Annotated in this window: 17 protein-coding genes; 10 read left to right on the top strand and 7 right to left on the bottom strand. The window is 69.1% G+C overall.

Features of this window, described 5'->3' with window-relative positions:
- Positions 1 to 104 precede the first annotated feature (104 nt).
- Positions 105 to 1,109: an isopenicillin N synthase family dioxygenase gene (locus ACIPYT_RS11395; RefSeq protein WP_401073874.1), complete on the top strand. Its 1,005-nt coding sequence runs from the start codon at positions 105 to 107 to the stop codon at positions 1,107 to 1,109.
- Positions 1,110 to 1,139: 30 nt separating this feature from the next.
- Here the strand turns inward: ACIPYT_RS11395 and ACIPYT_RS11390 are convergent, their stop codons facing one another.
- Positions 1,140 to 1,808 carry a GntR family transcriptional regulator gene (locus ACIPYT_RS11390; RefSeq protein ID WP_401073872.1) on the bottom strand — a complete coding sequence of 223 codons (669 nt, stop codon included), beginning with the start codon at positions 1,806 to 1,808 and terminating at the stop codon, positions 1,140 to 1,142.
- Positions 1,805 to 3,292 (bottom strand): chlorohydrolase family protein, encoded by a 1,488-nt coding sequence (locus ACIPYT_RS11385; protein WP_401073870.1) that lies wholly within the window; start codon positions 3,290 to 3,292, stop codon positions 1,805 to 1,807. The genes ACIPYT_RS11390 and ACIPYT_RS11385 overlap by 4 nt, the downstream gene beginning before the upstream one ends.
- Before the next feature lie 169 nt (positions 3,293 to 3,461).
- Between ACIPYT_RS11385 and ACIPYT_RS11380 the strand changes: the two genes are divergently transcribed.
- The 7 genes from ACIPYT_RS11380 to ACIPYT_RS11350 all read left to right on the top strand — a co-directional run bounded on the left by ACIPYT_RS11380 (position 3,462) and on the right by ACIPYT_RS11350 (position 11,742).
- The gene (locus ACIPYT_RS11380; protein ID WP_401073867.1) at positions 3,462 to 4,475 is read left to right on the top strand and encodes an ABC transporter permease; all 1,014 of its coding nucleotides are present in this window, start codon (positions 3,462 to 3,464) and stop codon (positions 4,473 to 4,475) included.
- Between the two features lie 37 nt (positions 4,476 to 4,512).
- A complete protein-coding gene (locus ACIPYT_RS11375) occupies positions 4,513 to 6,237 on the top strand; it encodes an ABC transporter substrate-binding protein (RefSeq protein WP_401073863.1) in 1,725 nt (574 codons plus the stop codon).
- 69 nt (positions 6,238 to 6,306) lie between these two features.
- Positions 6,307 to 7,305 (top strand): ABC transporter permease, encoded by a 999-nt coding sequence (locus ACIPYT_RS11370; protein WP_401073860.1) that lies wholly within the window; start codon positions 6,307 to 6,309, stop codon positions 7,303 to 7,305.
- Positions 7,305 to 8,321, top strand: coding sequence for an ABC transporter ATP-binding protein (locus ACIPYT_RS11365; protein WP_401073858.1), 1,017 nt, complete (start codon positions 7,305 to 7,307; stop codon positions 8,319 to 8,321). The genes ACIPYT_RS11370 and ACIPYT_RS11365 overlap by 1 nt, the downstream gene beginning before the upstream one ends.
- Complete coding sequence (locus tag ACIPYT_RS11360) at positions 8,318 to 9,349, top strand: ABC transporter ATP-binding protein (protein WP_401073856.1); 1,032 nt, start codon at positions 8,318 to 8,320, stop codon at positions 9,347 to 9,349. Before ACIPYT_RS11365 ends, ACIPYT_RS11360 begins: the two co-directional genes overlap by 4 nt.
- On the top strand, positions 9,336 to 10,544 hold the full coding sequence (locus tag ACIPYT_RS11355) for an amidohydrolase family protein (protein ID WP_401073853.1): 1,209 nt from the start codon (positions 9,336 to 9,338) through the stop codon (positions 10,542 to 10,544). The genes ACIPYT_RS11360 and ACIPYT_RS11355 overlap by 14 nt, the downstream gene beginning before the upstream one ends.
- Positions 10,498 to 11,742 (top strand): MFS transporter, encoded by a 1,245-nt coding sequence (locus ACIPYT_RS11350; protein ID WP_401073850.1) that lies wholly within the window; start codon positions 10,498 to 10,500, stop codon positions 11,740 to 11,742. The genes ACIPYT_RS11355 and ACIPYT_RS11350 overlap by 47 nt, the downstream gene beginning before the upstream one ends.
- Positions 11,743 to 11,815: 73 nt before the next feature.
- Here ACIPYT_RS11350 and rpsO read toward each other — a convergent pair whose 3' ends face one another.
- Complete coding sequence (gene rpsO, locus ACIPYT_RS11345; RefSeq protein WP_005048780.1) at positions 11,816 to 12,085, bottom strand: 30S ribosomal protein S15; 270 nt, start codon at positions 12,083 to 12,085, stop codon at positions 11,816 to 11,818.
- Positions 12,086 to 12,271: 186 nt separating this feature from the next.
- Between rpsO and ACIPYT_RS11340 the strand changes: the two genes are divergently transcribed.
- Positions 12,272 to 13,564, top strand: a complete 1,293-nt coding sequence (locus ACIPYT_RS11340; protein WP_401073847.1) for an MFS transporter — start codon at positions 12,272 to 12,274, stop codon at positions 13,562 to 13,564.
- Between the two features lie 31 nt (positions 13,565 to 13,595).
- Here the strand turns inward: ACIPYT_RS11340 and ACIPYT_RS11335 are convergent, their stop codons facing one another.
- The 4 genes from ACIPYT_RS11335 to ACIPYT_RS11320 form a co-directional block, all read right to left on the bottom strand.
- Positions 13,596 to 14,150 carry a YceI family protein gene (locus ACIPYT_RS11335; protein ID WP_401073844.1) on the bottom strand — a complete coding sequence of 185 codons (555 nt, stop codon included), beginning with the start codon at positions 14,148 to 14,150 and terminating at the stop codon, positions 13,596 to 13,598.
- 177 nt (positions 14,151 to 14,327) lie between these two features.
- Positions 14,328 to 14,696: an FKBP-type peptidyl-prolyl cis-trans isomerase gene (locus ACIPYT_RS11330; protein WP_401073842.1), complete on the bottom strand. Its 369-nt coding sequence runs from the start codon at positions 14,694 to 14,696 to the stop codon at positions 14,328 to 14,330.
- A 208-nt stretch (positions 14,697 to 14,904) separates the two neighbouring features.
- Entirely contained in the window at positions 14,905 to 15,618 is a 714-nt protein-coding gene (locus ACIPYT_RS11325) for an alpha/beta fold hydrolase (RefSeq protein WP_401073839.1), read from the bottom strand.
- A 13-nt stretch (positions 15,619 to 15,631) separates the two neighbouring features.
- On the bottom strand, positions 15,632 to 17,023 hold the full coding sequence (locus tag ACIPYT_RS11320; RefSeq protein WP_401073836.1) for a PrsW family intramembrane metalloprotease: 1,392 nt from the start codon (positions 17,021 to 17,023) through the stop codon (positions 15,632 to 15,634).
- A gap of 88 nt (positions 17,024 to 17,111) precedes the next feature.
- Here ACIPYT_RS11320 and ACIPYT_RS11315 point away from each other — a divergent pair, with 88 nt between their 5' ends.
- Positions 17,112 to 17,981: a fumarylacetoacetate hydrolase family protein gene (locus tag ACIPYT_RS11315; protein ID WP_401073833.1), complete on the top strand. Its 870-nt coding sequence runs from the start codon at positions 17,112 to 17,114 to the stop codon at positions 17,979 to 17,981.
- Positions 17,982 to 18,038 lie beyond the last annotated feature (57 nt).

Genomic DNA, 18,038 nt, shown 5'->3' with positions numbered 1-18,038 from the left:
AGCACCACACCGGGGAATGTTTCGACGGGCCACCGATATGCTCCGCCCGGGTAATGCGACGCAACACAGTTCCGGGTGCGGATGCGACGACCTACGCTCAGGGCATGGCTGATCTCTCGCTCCCCATCCTCGACCTGTCGCAGCTCGACGCCGGCCCCGAGGCCGCGGCACGATTCCGTGACGACCTGCGCGCCGCCACGCACGACGTCGGGTTCTTCTACTTGACCGGCACCGGCATCTCCCCCGAGCTCGAGGCGCGCCTGCACCAGGCCGCCCTCGACTTCTTCGCCCTCCCCGAGGAGGAGAAGCTCGCGATCGAGAACGTGAAGAGCCCGCACTTCCGCGGATACACCCGCGTCGGCGGGGAGCGCACGCAGGGCAAGGTCGACTGGCGCGAGCAGATCGACATCGGTCCGGAGCGGGAGCCCGTCGAGGGCGGTCCCGCGTTCAACCGTCTGACCGGCCCGAACCTGTGGCCCGCAGCCCAGCCCGAGCTCAAGGACGTCGTCACCGAATGGCACGACACCCTCACCGAGATCGCTCGCAGACTGCTGCGCGAATGGGCGCTGACCCTCGGCGCCGAGGAGACCTACTTCGACGAGTCGTTCCGCGACCCCTCGACCCTCATCAAGATCGTCCGCTACCCCGGAACGCACGAGCCGGAGCCCCAGCAGGGCGTCGGAGCGCACAAGGACTCGGGTGTGCTCACCCTGCTCTGGGTCGAGCCGGGCAAGGGCGGGCTCCAGGTCGAGCGCGACGGCGAGTGGGTCTCGGCCCCGCCCGTGCCCGGCGCCTTCGTCGTCAACATCGGCGAGCTCCTCGAGTACGCGACCGGCGGCTACCTCAAGGCCACCAACCACCGGGTGATCTCGCCGAAGGCGCCCGAGGAGCGCATCTCGATCCCCTTCTTCTTCAACCCGGCCCTCGATCAGCAGCTGCCGCTCCTGGAGCTGCCCGCCGACCTGGCGGCCGCGGCCCGCGGGATCACGGAGGACCCGAGCAACCCGATCCACGCGACCTACGGCGAGAACGCGATGAAGTCGCGGCTCCGCGCGCATCCGGACGTCGCAGCCATCCACCACCCCGACCTCGTGGCCCCGCCGGCCTGACCTCTCAGGGCTGACGGCCGCCCGTCGTCGTCACCATTCGAGAAGGTCACTCAGCGCCGCGAGGATGGGCTCGCGCCCCTGCTCGATATGCGCGTGGGCGAAAGCGGCCGCGACCTCGCCGCGGCCGGCGACGATCGCATCCAGGATCTGCTGATGCTCGATCGCGTGCTCCTCGTCGCGCATGGCTCGGGTCAGGCGGAAGATCCACTCCATCCGTCCGAGCATCGGCAGCAGGCTGCGTTCGAGGATGCGGTTGCCCGAGAGCCGCACGAGCTCGAGGTGGAACGCGAGATTCGACTGCTCGCGCTGCCCCTCCCCGTCGGGAGAGAGCGCGCTGTGGAGTATCTCGCGCAGACGATCGGCACTCGCCGCCCCCGAATGCACGCGCGTCGCGGCATGGCGGGTGGCGTACGGCTCGATGCACAGGCGCGCGTCGAACAGCTCCTCGACGTCGGCGCGAGAGACCGGGGTCACGATCGCCCCGCGGTTGCGGGCCATCGTGACGAACCCCTCCACCTCGAGACGCTGGAGCGCCTGACGTACCGGCACCCTGGACACCTCGAAGCGCTCCGAGAGATCGCGCTCCTTCAACCAGGCGCCGGGGCGCAGGTCGCCGTCGATGATCGTTCGCAGGAGTCCGCGGTACACGCGTTCGGCCAACGCCGAGCCGTCTGTCACCGGTGTGGCGGCACTCGTCATCGCGGTTCCTCTCGGGGGAAGTCGTCTCGCAGGGGGAACACCGGGGGGAACAGTTCGTCCACGGCGCCGCCCCAGCGGTCGCGCCCAGTGTATGCGGCGCGCATCTTCGCGAAGAGCATCCGGGTGTCCGCGCGGACGGATTCGAGGTCGACGCCGTCGATCCGGCCGTCGCGCATGACGACGCGGCCGGCGACCATGGTCAGGCAGGCGTCGCGGGCCGTGCCGTTCAGGACGAGCGTGCGCAGCGGGTCCTCCACGGCGCCCATGCGCACGTCATCGAGCCGGAACGCGGTGAGATCGGCCTGTGCCCCGATCTCGATCCGGCCGAGGTCCGAACGGTGGAGCGCCTGCGCTCCACCCAGCGTCGCCGCCTCGACGTACCCCTTCAGATCGCCGGCGGCGAGACTCGCGTTCTGCACCTTCGCCGCCGAGACGCCCGCATCGATGCCGCGGACGAGATCGGGCGGGAACGAATCGGTACCGAGTGCGATCGTGACCCCGGCACGGCGATAGAGCCCGAACGTCTCGAGCTCCGATCCGTAGCGCGCGTTCGTCAGCGGGCAGTGCACGATCGACACTCCCGCGTCGACGAGACGAGCGAGATCGCCCCGATCCTCGCCGTGCACACGCGGGTTCACGTCGAGGAAGACGCCGTGGGGAACGATGAGGCGCTCGTTCAGCAGTCCGTGCCGCGCGATGAGGTCAAGTGGCGTGCACCCGTGCTCCGCGAGGACGTACTGCCGCTCGAACTCTCCCTGCAGAGCATGCAGCCGCACGATCGCGCCCCTCGCCGCAGCCGCGGAGGCCGTCGCCTCGAGGAGTGCGGGAGTGAGCGTCTCGATCCGGCACGGGAGGAAGACGGGCGTGAGCAGCGGGTCGCCCATCTCGGCGAGCTCGTCGAAGAAGCGCTCCGCGTCGGCGAGACCTCGCTCCCCCTCCTCCTCCCGGAAACGGATCCCGCGCGCGCCGTCGGAGCCGATCACGGTCACCCCCGATCGGTACGAGGGGCCCAGGAACCCGCGCAGCCCCAGCCTGCGGGAGTAGCGCGCGAGGGCGTGCATGTCCGCGGCCGACTCCGCCCACGCGGAGTGCGCCTCCGAGGCGATCGGCATGTAGCTGGTGATTCCGTGGAGCGCCAGCTGCACGAGTGCGATCTCGCGGATCCGGGCCCGCTCCGCATCGGAGAAGACGTGCACCGGGTGGGCGGCGTACTCGTCCGACCACTGCAGACGAGACGCATGCGCGGGCGTCCCCCAGGAGTCGAGGATCAGATGATCGATGTCCGCCAACGCGTCGAGATCGATCAGCCCGGGCATCAGCAGACTCTCGCCGAGATCGATGCGCTCATCGACGTCGGGCGCATCCGTCGCGGATCCGATCCACGCGATCACGTCGTCGTCCACCACGACTGCCGCGGAGCGGATCAAGGTGTGCCCCGTGCCGTCGAAGGCGAGGACGTGGTCGGCGGAGAGGAGTGTGCGCATGGAGAGCCTCGATGATCTCTGGAGAACGTTTGGTATCCAAAATCTAGTGGGTAACGTGCACCCTGGCGCTATACGCATCGATTTTGGATGACGTAACGAACTTTGGTATCCCATTTTAAGAATCTGGTATACGATTCTGAGATCCCGCCACCCGACATCAAGGAAGATCGTGACGGACACCACGACTCTGGCCCCCAAGACCGACGCCCTCGCCACCGCGCCGCCGCCGATCGCCACCGGACGCTCGCTCCTGGGCACCGCATGGATACGCATCCGCCGCAGCCCTGTGGCTCTGATCTCGTTCGGCGTCGTCGTCGCGATCGTGCTCTTCGCCCTGCTGGCGCCGGTGCTCGTGGCGATCGAGGGGCAGGACCCGTTCCGCACCAACACGGGGTCGGACTACCTCGACAACTTCATGACGCCCGGCCTCCCCCTCCCGGGGTACATGTACCCCTCTGCGGAGCACTGGCTCGGGATCGAGCCGGGCCTCGGTCGGGACATCTTCGCGCGGATCGCCTACGGCGCACAGGTGTCTCTGCTGATCGCACTGCTGTCGACCGTCGTCTCCGTGGTGCTCGGTACGATCCTCGGCGCCGCCGCAGGGTACTTCGGCGGCAAGGTCGACACCGTCATCAGCCGCATCATCGACCTCTTCCTCGCCTTCCCGCACCTGCTGCTGGTGCTCTCGCTCACGCCGATCCTCCAATCGCGACTCCGCGACACCCCGCTCGGACAGGGCAGCTTCGTCCCGATCGCCTCCCTCGTGCTGATCCTGGGCTTCTTCGGATGGGCGTACCTGGCCCGAGTGGTCCGTGGCCAGGTGCTGAGCATCCGTGAGCAGGAGTACATCGAAGCGGCCACGTCGTACGGCGCCTCGCATCGCACGATCATCTTCCGCCAGGTGATCCCCAACGTCCTCGGAGTCGTGCTCGTGTACGCGACGATGATGATCCCCGCGAACATCTCCGCGGAGGCGGCGCTCTCCTTCCTCGGCGTCGGCGTCAAGGATCCGACGCCGTCCTGGGGTCAGATGCTGAACGCCGCCCAGGCGGGCAACTGGTACTTGAGCGACCCCTGGTTCCTGATCGTGCCCGGCACCGCCCTCATCGTGACCGTCCTCGCGTTCAACCTCCTCGGCGACGCCGTTCGCGACGCTCTCGACCCCAAAGCCTCTCGTCATTGACGATCCGCCCCCATCCCTCAACGAAAGAGAACGAGTAATGAGACACCGCAGTCCCCTGCTCGCCGCAGCGACCGTGGCGATCGCCCTGGTCGCGACCGGCTGCACCGCCTCCGGCGCCACCGGAGGCCCGTCCGGCCCCGACGGGGCGAACGACCCGTATGCCGCGCACATCGTGCAGTCGGGGTTCGACGAGCCCGGCGGCAACGTCAACGTGCTGATGTCGAGCGACTTCATGACGCTCGATCCCGGCAACAGCAACTACGTGCAGACCGCCAACGTCGGTCAGCTCTACTACCGGACCCTGACCATGGCGAAGGAGACGGCCGGAGAACCGCCGGCGATCGTCGCCGATCTGGCCACCGACACGGGGACCGCGTCCGAAGACGGGTTGACCTGGACGTACACGCTGAAGGACGGACTGCGGTACGAGGACGGCACTCCGATCACGTCGGCGGACATCAAGTACGGCATCGCGCGCACCTTCGCGCGGGACGTCTTCACGCAGGCACCGCAGGAGCTCAACTCGGCGCTCGACGCTGACGACTACACCGGCCCCTACTCGGGCGGCGGCGATCTCTCGGCCGTCGAGACGCCCGACGACAAGACGATCGTCTTCCACCTGAAGCAGCCGAATCCGGACTTCGCCGCGCTCGTGTCGCGCTCGAACACGGCACCCGTCCCGCAGGCGGCGGACACGATGCTCGACTACACCAATCACCCGATCTCCTCGGGCCCGTACATGATCGAGACCTACGACCGGGGTCGTGAGCTGAAGCTCGTGCGTAACCCCGAATGGGACCCCGCGACCGATGAGAACCGCACCGCGCTCCCCGACACCTTCACCTTCTCCCTCTCGACGGCGCAGGCGACCATCAGCCAGCAGCTCATGTCGGATGCCGACCCGACGGCCGTCACGCTCGACCAGAACGGAGCCCTGCAGGCATCGGACACCTCGCGACTGGCGGATCCCGCCATCGCCGACCGCACCGCATCCGGTCTTCTCGGCTGCACGGACGTGTTGAACTTCAACACCGAGACCATCACGGATCCCGACGTCAGACACGCGCTCGCGCTCGCGATGGACCGCGCGGCGATCCAGGTGCAGTACGGCGGGGCACGGTTCGGCAAGCTCACGAACTCGTACCTCAACGACGCGCAGGTGGGTTACGTCGAGGAGACCACCGATCTCGATCCGGAGGGCGCTCCCCAGCTCGACGAGGCCAAGAAGCTCCTCGAGGGCAAGGACGTCCCGTCGACCCTGACCTACGGGTACTCGAACGCGGTCGACCGGTTCAAGAACCTCGGCACCGTCCTGCAGCAGAACTTCCAGGAGCTGGGCATCGACCTCCAGCTCGTGCCGATCCCCGCCGCCAACTACTACACGGTGCTCGCCAGCGACGAGATGCCCGACATCGCCCGCGGCGGATGGTGCGGAGGTGCGGCCTCCGGTTCGACCAGGACGACCGTCGACCCCAACATCGGACCGAGCCTCGACGGCACGATGTACGGCTTCAGCAACATCTCGCGGTTCTACGATGCCGACCTGTCGGCTCGCATGTACGACCTGCGCAACACGAACGGCACGTCCGAGGAGCTCAACACCCAGTGGGCCGAGCTCTACAACGAGTCGATGGAGGCCTACCCCATCGTGCCGCTGATCCGCACCTTCACGAACAGCGTCGTCGGCTCGAAGATCCGCAACGCCCAGGTCGGGTACTTCTTCGGGAGCATCGACCTGTCCACCGTCGGCGTCGAGCAGTAACGACGAGACCACACCCCAGGAAAGGACGGGGCCGACCGCAGCCGCGAGTCGGCCCCGAACGGGACAGCAATGTTCGGATTCATCATCCGCCGCACGGCCGCACTGGTCGTCCTCCTGCTCGTCGTGAGCTTCGTGACCTTCGCGCTCTTCCAGATCGGCCCCGCTGATCCCGCCGCCGCGGCGTGCGGTCAGGAGTGCACGCCCGAGCGCATCGAACAGGCCAGGGTCGCCCTCGGCATGGACAAGCCGTTCCTCGTGCAGTACGCGGTCTACCTGAGCGGTTTCTTCGGCGATCGTATGATCGGCGCCCCCGGCGCCGAGCAGATCTGCGCCTGGCCGTGCCTCGGCAAGTCGTTCCAGACCAACGAGAACGTGACCGATGTGATCGTGCGCGCCCTGCCGTACACGCTGTCGATCGCGATCGGCGCCGTGATCCTCTGGACGATCGTGGGTGTCGGCCTCGGCCTGCTGGCCGCCCTGCGCAAAGGCACCGCCACCGACCGGATCATCGTCGGCGCGGCATCCGTCGGCGTCTCCCTCCCCGTCCCCGTCACCGGGCTGCTGCTGCTCCTCGTCTTCGTGAGCTCCCTCCACTGGTTGCCGTTCACGAGCAACCAGATATCGTCGCCCTTCGGCACCGCCGGACCGGGTGCGTGGGTCGCCAACTACCTCCTGCCGTGGGTCGCCCTGGCGATCCTGTTCAGTGCGCAGTACATCCGCATCACGCGGACCAACATGATCGAGACCTTCGGTGAGGACTTCATGCGCACAGCGCGGGCGAAAGGTCTGCGACCACGACGCATCACGGCGCACGGCGTGCGTGCCGGGCTCACTCCGATCATCACGATGCTCGGCCTCGACATCGGCGCCCTGCTCGGCGGGGCGGTGCTCACCGAGCAGATCTTCTCCGTGCCGGGCCTCGGATTCACCGCGGTGCGCGCCGCCACCTCGGGAGACCTCCCCGTCACCATGGCGATCACCATGCTCGCCGCCTTCTTCATCATCACCGCGAACGTCATCGTCGACCTCGTCTACGCGGGCGTCGACCCGAGAGTGAGGGTCAACTGATGACCACCCCGATCCTCGACATCCGCGATCTGCGGGTGGCATTCCCCACCGACGACGGCCTCGTGCATGCCGTCAACGGCATCGACCTCACCGTGCATCGCGGGGAGACGATCGGCATCGTCGGCGAGTCCGGCTCAGGGAAGACCGTGACGAGCCAGACGCTCATGGGTCTGCTCACAGGCACGAGCGCGCAGGTCACAGGACAGGTCTTGTTCGACGGCGTCGACCTCGTGCCGCTCGGAGAGAGCGCCATGCGCCGGTACCGCGGGCGGAAGATCGGGATGATCTTCCAGGATCCTCTGTCGGCGATGCACCCGTTCTACACGGTCGGGCGGCAGATCGCCGAGGCCTACCGCGTGCACAACGCCGTCAGCGCACGTGCCGCGAAGGCGCAGGCCGTCGAGATGCTGCGTCGCGTCGGCATCCCCGACCCGGTCGCACGCTACGACTCCTACCCGCACGAGTTCTCCGGCGGCATGCGTCAGCGCGCCATGATCGCGATGGCGCTGATCTGCGAACCCGAGCTCCTGATCGCCGACGAGCCCACGACCGCTCTCGACGTCACCGTGCAGGCGCAGATCCTCGATCTGATCTCCTCGTTGCAGGCGGAGACCGGCTCGGCGGTGATCTTCGTCACGCACGACCTCGGCGTCGTCGCGGAGGTGTGCCAACGCGTGGTGGTGATGTACGGCGGTCAATGCGTCGAGGAGGCGAGCGTCGGGGACCTGTTCGCGCGCGCGGCGCACCCGTACACGCGAGGGCTCCTGGCGTCGATGCCCTCGATGGCGGACGACCTCGGACGCCTCACGCCGATCCCGGGCTTCCCCCCGTCGCTGCTCGCACTGCCGCACGGGTGCCTGTTCGCCGATCGCTGCCCCGTGGCTCCTCTCGTCCCCGACGACAGATGCCACACCGACCGCCCCGCGCATGCGGAGGTGACGAGCGGTCACCGCGCCCGCTGCCATGTCGCCGGCGATGCCGCCGCACTGCTCGCACCCCAGGAGGTCATCCGATGAGCGCACCGCTGCTGCAGGTCGACGACCTCGCCAAGCACTTCAGCGTCGGCCGGGGCTTCCTGCGCGGATCCGACACCGTGAAGGCCGTCGACGGCGTCTCCTTCACCCTCGAGCGCGGATCGACCCTCGGCCTGGTGGGCGAGTCGGGATGCGGCAAGTCGACGACGGGCCGGCTCCTGATGCGCCTCCTCTCCCCCACCTCCGGCCGGATCCGCCTCGACGGCGCCGACGTCGCCGGGCTGCGCGGCGCCGAGCTCCAGCAGTTCCGTCGGCGCGTGCAGATGGTGTTCCAGAACCCGTCGTCGTCGCTGAACCCGCGACAGAGCGTCGGCGCAGCCATCGCGGCCCCGCTGCAGGCCCAGCGCATCACGCCCAAGGAAGGGATGAAGAAGCGGGTCGCGACGCTCATGGACCGCGTGGGCCTGCGCCCGGAGCACTACAACCGCTTCCCGCACGAGTTCTCGGGCGGGCAGAAGCAGCGCGTCGGCATCGCGCGCGCCCTGGCACTCGAACCCGACATCGTGATCTGCGACGAGCCCGTCTCCGCCCTCGACGTGTCGGTCCAGGCGCAGGTCGTCAATCTGCTGCAGGACATCCAGGCCGACACCGGAATCTCCTACGTGTTCATCGCCCACGACCTGTCAGTGGTGAAGCACTTCGCCGATCAGGTCGCGGTGATGTACCTCGGGCGGATCATGGAGCACGGTACGCGCGACGAGGTGTTCGGCGCTCCACGGCATCCCTACACGCGTTCGCTCCTCTCGTCCGTGCCGTCTCCCGACCCGTCGGCGGACCGCAGCGGGCGCATCCGGCTCGTGGGAGACCTGCCCCACCCGTCGGATCCTCCGAGCGGATGCGTGTTCCGCACGCGGTGCCCGGTGCTGCCCCTCCTCGACGAGTCCCGGCGACGGGAGTGCTCCGAACGCGTCCCCGTCGGCGACGCCGCCTGCCACCATCTCGACGCCGCCGCGGACCTCGGGTCGCGGATCGACACCTCAGAAGAAAGAAGAGTCCATGCTGATTCGTGACGTCCGCCCCTGGGGCGGTCCCGCATCCGATGTCCTGATCGAGGGTTCCCGCATCGCCCGGATCCGTCCCCACGACGATGCGCCGGCATCGGGCGACGAGGTCGACGGGCGCGGCCGTCTCCTGTTGCCGTCGTTCAGCGACGTGCACGTGCACCTCGATTCCACGCGGATCGGGCTCCCCTTCCGTCCGCACTCGGGATCGCCGGGGGTGTGGGGCATGATGATGAACGATCGCGCGAACTGGCGGTCCGCCGAGATCGATCTGCCGACGCGGGTGGCCGGGACGCTCGAGCGGATGATCGCGCACGGCACGACGCGTGTGCGCTCCTACGCCCAGGTGGACGTGGACTGCCGGCTCGAGAAGTTCGACGCGGTCATGGCGGCGAAGGAGCGCTTCTCCGCCCACGCCGACGTCCAGGTGATGACCTTCCCGCAAGCCGGGATCCTCCGCGAGCCGGGCACGGTGGAGTACCTCGAGGAGTCGCTCCGCCAGGGCGCCGATGTGATCGGCGGGATCGACCCCTCGCAGTTGGATCGCGATCCGGCGAAGCACCTCGACATCGTCTTCGGCCTCGCCGAGAAGTACCAGGTCGAGGTCGACATCCACCTGCATGAGCCGGGGGCGCTCGCCGTCTTCAGCACCGAGCTCGTGCTGGAGCGCGTCCGCGCCCTCGGCATGCAGGGCAAGGTCACGATGGCGCACGCCTACGAGCTCGGCGCTGTCGACGAGGCCACCAGCCGCCGTCTGATCGAGGAGTTCGCCGAGTTGGACGTCTCGATGGCGACGGTCGCACCGTCGACGAGCAACCATCTGTCGCTCGTGCAGCTCGTGGAGGCCGGTGTGCGCATCGGACTCGGTGAGGACGGCCAGCGCGACTACTGGAGCCCCTACGGGAACGGCGACATGCTCGATCGGACATGGCAGCTCGCGTTCACGAACGGCTTCCGCCGCGACGACCACATCGAGATGGCGCTCGCCGTGGCGACGATGGGCGGAGCGAGCATCATGTCGGCCCAGTCGCCTCGTCTTCGCGGCGTCGACGACCGTCCCGGCCTGCAGCCGGGCGATCGGGCCGATCTGCTGCTCGTCGACGGCGAGACGCCGACGAGCGCCGTGATGGACCGCGGCGCCGATCGTCTCGTCATCCATGACGGCCGCGTCGTCGCCGACGGTCTTCGTGTCGTCGGTCGGTGAGCCCCTCGGGAGCGCGAGGCGCGGGAGGGCGATCGCCCTCGGCGCGGCGCTGCTCATCGGGGTCAATCTCCGTCCGTCGATCACCTCGACCGCCGCGCTCCTCGCCCCGGCCGCCGAGCGCTTCGACCTGACGCCCACGCAGACGAGTCTGCTCGCGACCCTGCCCATCATCGCCTTCGGCGTCAGCGCGCCGATCGGACCGTTCCTCGCCAGGCGGCGCGGAACAGCCGAGGCGCTCATGTGGATCATGCTCGCCCTCGCCGGGGCCCTCGTGCTGCGTGTGACCGTGCCGGGCGGACTGCTCGTGGGGACCTTCGTCGCGGGACTCGCGATCATGGCCGGGGGGACGCTGCTGCCGCAGTATCTGAAGTCGCTCCGGGCGAGTGGCCTGTGGATCGGTCTCAGCACCATGTCGTTCAGCGCGGGCGCGGCGATCGGCGCCGGCCTGACCGTGCCCGTGCATGCGCTCACGGAGAGCCCCGCCGTCGCCCTCGGCGCCTGGGCCCTACCTGCCGTCCTCGCCGCGGCGGCGATGGCGCTGGTCGCGCGGCGGCGCTCGGCGGGGGCGCCGCCGTCCGTGCGCGTGTCCGTGTCGAGCTCATCGCTCACGACGGTCTCTTTCGTCACGGCGATGTTCGGACTCCAGGCGATGCTCTTCTTCGCGGTGGCCGCATGGCTGCCGCGCATGCTCGGCGATCGCGGGGTGGATCCGCAGACGGCCGGCGGGCTCCTCGCCCTCGTCAACGTCGCCGGTCTGGTGCCGACGCTGCTCGCGCCGATCGCCGCGCGCCGTCGCCGACTGCTCAGGGCTCTCGTCCCCGTCCTCGGTGCGGTCATGCTCGGCGCCTTCGCCTGGCTCTCCTCGGGCGCAGGCTCACCCGTCGCGATGGCCGTCACCCTCGGCGCCGTGCAGAGCGCCGTCTTCGGACTCTCGTTGGCTCTCATCGTGATCCTGGCGGAGGACGAGGCGTCGGCGGGTCTGCTGTCGGCCGTCGCACAAGGCGTCGGCTATGCGTTCGCCGGGGCGGGGAGCCTGCTCGTGGGCATCCTGCGCGACGTGACGGGATCGTGGACGCCCAGTCTCGTGCTCATGATCGGATGCGCGCTGGCTCTGAGCGTGATCATGGGGTTCGTGGTCCGCCGCCACCCTGTCGATCTTCGCGTGCACGCCGACGCCCCCGCCTCCGCGAGGGCATGAAGAAGGCCGCCCCACACCGTGGGGCGGCCTTCACAAGAATGTTCTGCGCGATTGCACGCAGGGTCGAGATGCCTTATCGACGGAGGCCGAGGCGCTCGATGAGCGAGCGGTAACGGTTGATGTCGATGTCCTGCAGGTAACCCAGCAGGCGACGGCGCTGACCGACGAGCAGGAACAGACCACGACGCGAGTGGTGGTCGTGCTTGTGCTCCTTGAGGTGCTCGGTGAGGTCCTTGATGCGCTGCGTCAGCATCGCGACCTGCACCTCGGGGGATCCGGTGTCACCGGGGTGCGTCGCGTACTCTTCGATGATCGCCTTCTTGACGTCTGCTTCCAGTGCCATAGATTCGATCCCCTCTCTGCTTGTTGCGCGGCGCCCGACGCCTGATGCGTGGGCTCTCTTTATCCGCGGCCGATCGAACGGCAACCTGAAGAGTCTACCAGGCATCGACCGCCGCGCGTGACCGCGGTCGGCGCTCCCCCGTCACACGCTCGGATACGCTCGGAGGATGCATGACAGGCACCAGGAGTGAGCGGCGCACGCGGCCACCTCATCGACCTCAGTCCCCTCAGGGCGAGCCCGGCGTTCGCCCGGATGTGGATCGGCTCCTCCCTCGCCGGGATCGGCGGACAGCTCACGATCGTCACGGTCATGCTGCACGTGTTCGCGCTGACGGGCAGCACCTTCGCGGTGTCCATGGTCGCCGTCGCCGGACTCGTGCCGATGGTCCTCGCGGGGCTCTACGGCGGGATGCTCGCCGACGCGTTCGACCGGCGACGCGTCGCCCTGATCGCGGCGACCGTGACCTTCGCGTCGACCGCTCTGCTCGCGGCTCTCACCTGGACCGGCGCCGAGACGATCTGGTGGCTCTACGTCCTCAGCATCGTGAACTCGGCGGCGAACTCCGTCGGCATGGCCACCCGCACCGCGATCGTGCCCCGACTGATCCCCCGCGAGCTCCTCGCCCCGGCGTCCGCTCTCAACGGCGTCGCGTTCGGGATCACGGTGATGGCAGGTCCCGCTCTCGCCGGCATCCTGGTGGCGCTCACGGGCTACGGGTGGACCTACACGATCGACGTGGTGCTGATGCTGTCGATGTTCCTGGGTCTCTGGACGCTCCCCTCGCTGCGGCCCGAGGGCGACATCGTGCGGCCGGGACTCGCCTCCCTCGTCGACGGCTGGCGGTTCCTGCGCCGCGCGGGCAACATCAGGATGCAGTACATCATCGACATCGTCGCGATGACGTTCGGGCAGCCGCTCGCGCTGTTCCCCGCCCTCGGAACCGTGCTGCTCGGCGGCGGCGCCGTCACGACCGGCATCCTGACGGCATCCGTCGCGGTGGGCACCTTCGCGTCGAGCCTCTTCTCGGGGCGCGTGGTGCACTATCGCTGGCATGGCCGGGGCATCGAGCGCGCGGTCGAGGTGTACGGAGCGGCGATCCTGTTGTTCGGGGTCGTGCTGCTGATCGGCGCGTTCTCCGCGCCGGCGACCGAGAGCGCTCCGCACATCGCACTGATCGTGGCGGCCTGCGTCGCGCTCGCGATCTCGGGGGCGTCCGACAACGTGAGCTCGATCTACCGCAACACCATGATGCAGGCGGCGGTACCGGACACCATGCGCGGCCGCCTGCAGGGCGTCTTCATCATCGTGGTCGCAGGAGGCCCCCGCCTCGGCGCGCTCTACGCCGGAGCGCTCGCCTCGCTCACCACACTCTGGTTCCCGCCGCTGCTCGGCGGATTCCTCGTGATCGCGCTGGTCGCGTTCCTCGCCGCCCGGAGCCCGCTCTTCCGCGCCTACGACGCGGAGAGCCCCGCACCCTGACGGGCACGGGGCTCACGACGCTGGCTCGTGATCAGTCCTGCTGCAGAGCACCCTGCAGGTCGAGGCTGATCGTGACGTCCTTGCCGACCAGGACGCCGCCGGTCTCGAGCGCCGCGTTCCAGGTGAGGCCGAAGTCCTCGCGGTTGATGACGGTCTTCGCGGACGCGCCGGCCTTGTAGTTGCCCCACGGGTCGGAGCCGAAGCCGCCGAACTCGAGCTCGAAGCTCACCGGCTTCGTGATGCCACGGATCGTGAGGTCGCCGTCGACGTAGAAGTCGCCGCCGTCGACGCGCGCGCCCGTGGAGACGAAATCCATGGTCGGGAAGTTCTCGACGTCGAAGAAGTCGGCCGAGCGCAGGTGGGCGTCGCGCCCCTCGTCCTTGGTGTCGACCGAGGTGACGTCCACGCTCGCCGTGACGGTGGTCTCGAGGGGGTTCTCAGGTGCGACGAGCGTCGCGCTCTTGACGCCGAACGCGCCGCGGACCTTGGAGATCATCATGTGGCGCACGCTGAAGGTGACCTCGCTGTGCGCGGGGTCGAGGATGTAGGTGCCGGGGCGGTAGCCGGGGATGTCGATGCTGGTCATGGGGTGCTCCTCTGAGACGGGACCGCTCGTGCGGCCGGGGACGGATCCGCGTTCGCGGCGTCACGGGAGACAACTTACATGCAACTGCATGTATTCCCGCTGAACGCGAGATCTTCCCGGATGCATGAGGGCGCCGCATCCGGATGGATGCGGCGCCCTCGTGCATGCGGTTCCGGGTCAGCCGACCGCGACGAGGTCGACGATGAAGATGAGCGTCTTGCCGGAGAGGAAGTGACCGCCGCCGGCGGGACCGTAGGCCAGGTGCGGCGGGACGACGAGCTCGCGCCGGCCGCCGATCTTCATGCCGGGGATGCCGTCCTGCCACCCGCGGATGAGATCCGGCAGCGGGAAGCGCGCGGTCTGGCCACGGCTCCAGGACGAGTCGAACTCCTCGCCCGAGTCGAACTCGACCCCGGCGTAGTGGATGGTCACGGTGTCGCCGGGCTTCGCCTCGGCGCCGTCGCCCTCGATAAGGTCGCGGATCACGAGCTCCGCGGGAGCGGGTCCGGTGGGGGCGTCGAACTCAGGCTTCGTACGATCAGTCATGTCCTCCATACAACCCGAGCGCAGGTGCACGGTCAACGCGGGCGGACCTGCTCACAGCGAACACGTCAGCACGCACGACCGCCCTCCTCGTCGATGAGGTCTTGACACCCGTAGAGTCCGGGTGCACCCTGGTCGTAGACCAACTCAGCGCCCGGGAGACATGCAGGCATCGCCGCAGCACCGGGCGCTGAGTCTGTCCGCCGCCGGCTCACGGCGTCGAGGCGCCCCCGGAGCCGTACCGGTCTGCGTACCCGATCAGCATGCCGGCGAGCTCGTCGGGTCTGCTCAGCGCCACGCAGTGACCGCCGTCGATCTCGTCCGCGACGACGCCCAGCCGATCGCTCGCGAGCTGACGGAGGAATGACGCGGGGAAGAACCTGTCCTGCGTGCAGACGATGACCTCGGTGGGCACATCCGGCCACGCCTCGAGAGGCCAGGGCGTCCGCATGGCGGTCTCGGACGGATGCGCACGCTCGCGGCCGATCGCCTCCGCGGCGAGCTCGCGAGGCACGTCGTGGTAGAAGCTCACGAAAGGATCGTCGTTGCCGGTGAGGCCGCCGTCGCGTGCGGCCTGAGCCGCGGCGGCGTCCAGGTAGCCGGTGGCCTCCCACCAGTCCTGAGGCCGCTCACCCGGCGCGGGGATCATTCCCGCCAGCAGAACGAGCGCACAGGCGTCGACCCGCTGCGCGACGAGCGGCGCCGTGAACGCCCCGAACGAGTGGCCGACGACCACGCAGTCGCCGCTGCCGGTGCCGACGCCGGCCACGACGGCATCCGCGTAGTCGTCGAGCGTCGCCGTCTCATCGCCGGCGGGGAGATCGGGCGCGAAGACCGCGTGTCCCTCCCGCTCCAATGCCGCCTGCACCAGATGCCATGACCAGCCGACGTCGCCTCCGCCGTGCAGAAGGATGAATGCGGCCATGACGCGGCTCCTCTCAGTAGGCGAGCAGCGCGGCGCGCGCCGCCCTCGTCCGCACGAGGAGCGCCTGCTCCTCCCCCGGCGCGAGCGGGTCGCGGCCGGTGATCGCCCGCTGACGGACGGACGCGAGCGTCGTCGCATCCTTGATGAACTCGCGCATGAGCGGCCGCCGATCCCCGCGCAGCTGCGCCGCCCAGCGCAGTCCCGTGCGGCGACCGGCAGGCGTCGCGAGCATCGTGACCTCCTCGGGCGTGAACCACCCCGCCGCCGCGTAGTCGCCGAGCCGCGCCCGCGTCAGGCGCGCCTCTTCGCGACGCAGAGCCACGACACCCAGGATGAACCCCACGAACAGCGGCACCTGGAGCACGAAGTAGAGCAGGAAGAAGTTCGCGAAGGACGAGCCGTTCCACAGTCCGTGCAGGAACATGGCCCCGAGCATGCCGAGCAGCCCGAAACCGATGGCCGCACCGGCCGAGGCGCCGCGTCGGGCGGCGAGGCCGATCGCCAGGCCGGTGAGCGATGTGAACATGGCATGCGCGAACGGCGACATGACCGCGCGGAGGATGAACGTCACCGTGAGCTGCTCGCCGCCGCCTTCGATCAGGCTGATAGCGAAGTACTGGATGTTCTCGGTGAACGCGAACCCGGCCCCGACGAGGGCCCCGTACACGACGCCGTCGACCGGGCCGTCGAACGCCCGTCGTGCGATCAGGAAGATCAGGAAGACGCCCACGCCCTTCCAGAGCTCCTCCACGATCGGCGCCTGGATGACGGCTCCGGCCACCTCGCCACGGACGCCGAAGGCGAGCGTGAGACCGAGATCGACGAGCAGGGTGAGTCCGACCGAGGCGATCGCGCCCCACGCGACGGCGAAGAACACCAGGGACTTGGGCTCCGGCTCCCAGCGGTCGATCATGCGGACCACGAGGAACACAGCCGTGAGCGGGATCAGCGCGAGCACGAGGCCGACGACCGAGGCGAACGCGCCGAGGAAGAGGCCGAAGTACGCGATCAGCGCGAGGAGAAGGAGACCGAGGAACCCGAACAGCACCCCGAGGGCCACGCGGCCTCCGCGTCGACCTGCGGGAAGGGCCGGGAGCCCCTGCGAGGGCGAGGGAGCGACCGGGGCCGGCGGGGCGTACGGCGTCGGCTGCGCGAGCACCGAGGCGTAGGAGGGTCGTTGCGTGAACGCGGCCGGCGTGTATGCCGACTGCGCGTACTGCTGCACCCCGTACTGCTGCGGCTGCACGGGAGGCTGCGGCTGCGCGGGGTACTGCTGCGGCTGCGCGGATGCCGGCGGCTGCGGGTTCGCGTCTGCCGGCGGCTGCGGGTACACGGGCGGCTGAGCAGGGGCCTGCGCGGGCGGCGGCGTGTACGGCGGTGGCTGCTGCGGTCCTCCGGAACTCATAGCGACAGCATATTGGCAACAATCATCCGGGTCCGGGTCTGGCGACTTCGTTCAGCGCCGAGGATGCCGTACCGGATACCGTAGAGGCATGCGGTTCGCTCATCTGCGTCGCGCCGACTCCCCTGCTGCGAATCTCGCGGTCGTGGACGGCACCGACGCCATCCTCGTCTCAGACCTCCTCTCCGATGCACCGGCGACCCTGCAGCAGCTCATCGAGCGCGGCGCACCGGTTCTCGACGAGCTCCGCGCGGCCGTGGCCGACGGCGCCGCGCCGCGTCATCCGCTCGGCGAGTGGGAGTTCTCCTCCGCCGTGATCGCCCCTCCGGCCGTACTCGCCGTGGGCCTCAACTACGCCGCCCACTCGAGCGAGCTCGGGCTCAAGACCGACGCCGCGCCCACCGTGTTCACGCTGTGGCCGAACTCCCTCACGGGTCACGAGCAGACCACCTCGTGGCCGCGGGCGCTCAGCGAGGCCGTCGACTACGAAGCCGAGCTGGGAGTGCTCATCGGCACGCCCGCGAAAGACGTCGCCGAAGACGACGCGCTCTCGTACGTGTGGGGCTACACCGTGGTCAACGACATCACGGCCCGCAACGTGCAGTTCTCCGAGGCGCAGTGGTCGCGCTGCAAGTCCTTCGACGGCTTCACGCCGACCGGGCCCTTCGCCGTGACCGCCGACGAGGTCGCCGATCCGCAGGACCTGCACATCTGGGCCGTGGTCGACGGGCAGACGGTGCAGGATGCGAGCACCGACCAGATGGTCCGCTCGGTCGCGAAGCTCATCGCGCACCTGTCGCAGTCGCTGACCCTGCTGCCGGGCACGCTGATCTCGACGGGCAGCCCCGGCGGCGCGGGCTACTCCCGTGACCCGCAGATCTTCCTCCGCGACCGTTCGACCGTCACCGTGGGCATCGACGGGATCGGCGAGCTCACGACGCACTGCCGCGTGATCGACTGACGACCCGACACATCGAGAACGGCCCCGGCGATCCGCCGGGGCCGTTCTCGTCGTGCA

It is taken from the genome of Microbacterium sp. NPDC089695 (genome assembly GCF_044749085.1).
Lineage (GTDB): Bacteria > Actinomycetota > Actinomycetes > Actinomycetales > Microbacteriaceae > Microbacterium.
This window is presented reverse-complemented; position numbering and strand designations above follow the sequence as displayed.